The sequence below is a fragment of the Chimaeribacter californicus genome (assembly GCF_002858675.1).
Taxonomy (GTDB): Bacteria; Pseudomonadota; Gammaproteobacteria; order Enterobacterales; family Enterobacteriaceae; genus Chimaeribacter; species Chimaeribacter californicus.
This window is the reverse complement of the sequence record NZ_PJZF01000064.1, coordinates 1-1,502: the sequence shown is the minus strand read 5'-3', so window position 1 is coordinate 1,502 and position 1,502 is coordinate 1. Positions and strand designations below refer to the sequence as shown.

Here is a 1,502-nt window from a genome sequence, read left to right as displayed (position 1 = left end):
AATAAATTCATTGTCACAGCTTTTCCAAGCCAACTAGTTCCGGAGGCGTTATGACTTTTAGTATCGCAGAACGTTACCCATATATTGACGCGCTGATGATGGGCTATATTAATCAGGATGCCGCTGTAATGGCCGGCTCTTCTCGTTATGAAGACATGATCCAATGCTATATCAACGATATGGATGATGATGAGCTTGCTGACGTATTAGAAGAGCTTAAGGCCTATCAGGCCGAGCATAGTGACAGCCTAACCGCTGATTTTATGCGGGATTTCTCGTATGGTTATGCCCTTAAGGATGCCGAAAGGTTTTTCACTCTCTTAAAGGGTGCGATCCTCATGAAAAGAGGCGGAAATTACACCGATGAGGCTGAATTAGAAAATATGGCCGAATGGGAACTAGCTATAAGACCCCCGCGCGCAGCTTCTTCATCGGTAGAATCAGAAGCAAAGCAAGACGAGCAGGCTCTTAATGAGGCACAGGTTGATGATTTAGAAGAACGTATTACAGAACTCTTGGTATCTCGAGCTAAGTTGGCCGAGTATGCACATGGTAGAGGAAGCCGCCAACACCTTTTCTTCCTTGAGATGCTGGCTACTGCACTAGATCATGAACAGGTTCCTGCCTCTGAAAGTGAAACGCCGATTGCCAGTCTGTCATCTATAGCTGCCGGCACACAAATAATTTATGGAATGGCAAAGGATAAACATGTAATCCATTTTGCCACGGCGAACCCACCTAAAAAGTGATACCTACTCCGCCGGCATCTGCTGGCGGGTTCTCACCTGGTATAGAGCCACCAGCATGATAAATCTTTCCCAATCCTACAGCCCTGAAGCCATCACCAGGCGCTTCGACATCGTTGATAAGGTGCATATCCGGGGCATACCTCACCTGGCGCTTTTCCATGGGCGCACGGCACTGGCCGCGCTGGTGGAGGTGGAACAATTTCATGTTACTGGTGAGCCGCAGTATCGATGCAGGGCGATCCTGGAGATGGTGCAGCGTGATAGCGCCGGGGAGACGTTCTGCACTAGGCGGTATCAGGAGGACGCCAGCCGGCTACCAGGTGATATGGTTACCGGTGATGCTGGAGAGCTGGCCACCACACTTTATCAGGTGCTGGCCAGGCGCAAAGGTATGTTATTTGTCAGTTACTGAGGGTGGAAATCAGATATAGGACATCTCTTTTTTGTTGTAGACCACCGAGTTATCAGCAATGTCCTTATTGACGAACGTCATTGCCCCGATGATAACGTTGCTGCCGATCCGCAGGTTCTCACCGATGATGCAGCTGTTTGCCCCTACCTCTACATTGTCACCGATGTAAATCTTCCCTTCCTGGTCATTCTTTCTGACGCCGATAGTGACGTTCTGTTTGATGTAGAAGTTATCACCAATGACGCAGCAATCAGCAACGACAATCCCCACATAGTGGGAGATGCTTAATCCCACGCCGATTTTGGCACCCAGCTTGATGTCCAGCCCATACTTGTTCCGTA

3 protein-coding genes are annotated in these 1,502 nt (G+C 49.0%); 2 read left to right on the top strand and 1 reads right to left on the bottom strand.

Translation table 11 applies throughout. The features are described from left to right. Positions 1-50 precede the first annotated feature (50 nt). Both CYR55_RS22790 and CYR55_RS22785 read left to right on the top strand, forming a co-directional pair. A complete protein-coding gene (locus CYR55_RS22790; protein ID WP_101818574.1) occupies positions 51-749 on the top strand; it encodes a contact-dependent growth inhibition system immunity protein in 699 nt (232 codons plus the stop codon). A gap of 55 nt (positions 750-804) precedes the next feature. Beyond that, positions 805-1,161 carry a hypothetical protein gene (locus tag CYR55_RS22785; RefSeq protein WP_101818573.1) on the top strand — a complete coding sequence of 119 codons (357 nt, stop codon included), beginning with the start codon at positions 805-807 and terminating at the stop codon, positions 1,159-1,161. A gap of 9 nt (positions 1,162-1,170) precedes the next feature. Here the strand turns inward: CYR55_RS22785 and CYR55_RS22780 are convergent. Further along, the coding region (locus CYR55_RS22780) for an LbetaH domain-containing protein (protein ID WP_479415247.1) at positions 1,171-1,502 on the bottom strand (332 nt) is incomplete at its 5' end.

Bases quoted from the DNA above. Each gene is read 5' to 3' on its own strand.
- CYR55_RS22790 (WP_101818574.1), top strand. From the start codon at position 51: ATGACTTTTAGTATCGCAGAACGTTACCCATATATTGACGCGCTGATG.
- CYR55_RS22785 (WP_101818573.1), top strand. From the start codon at position 805: ATGATAAATCTTTCCCAATCCTACAGCCCTGAAGCCATCACCAGGCGC.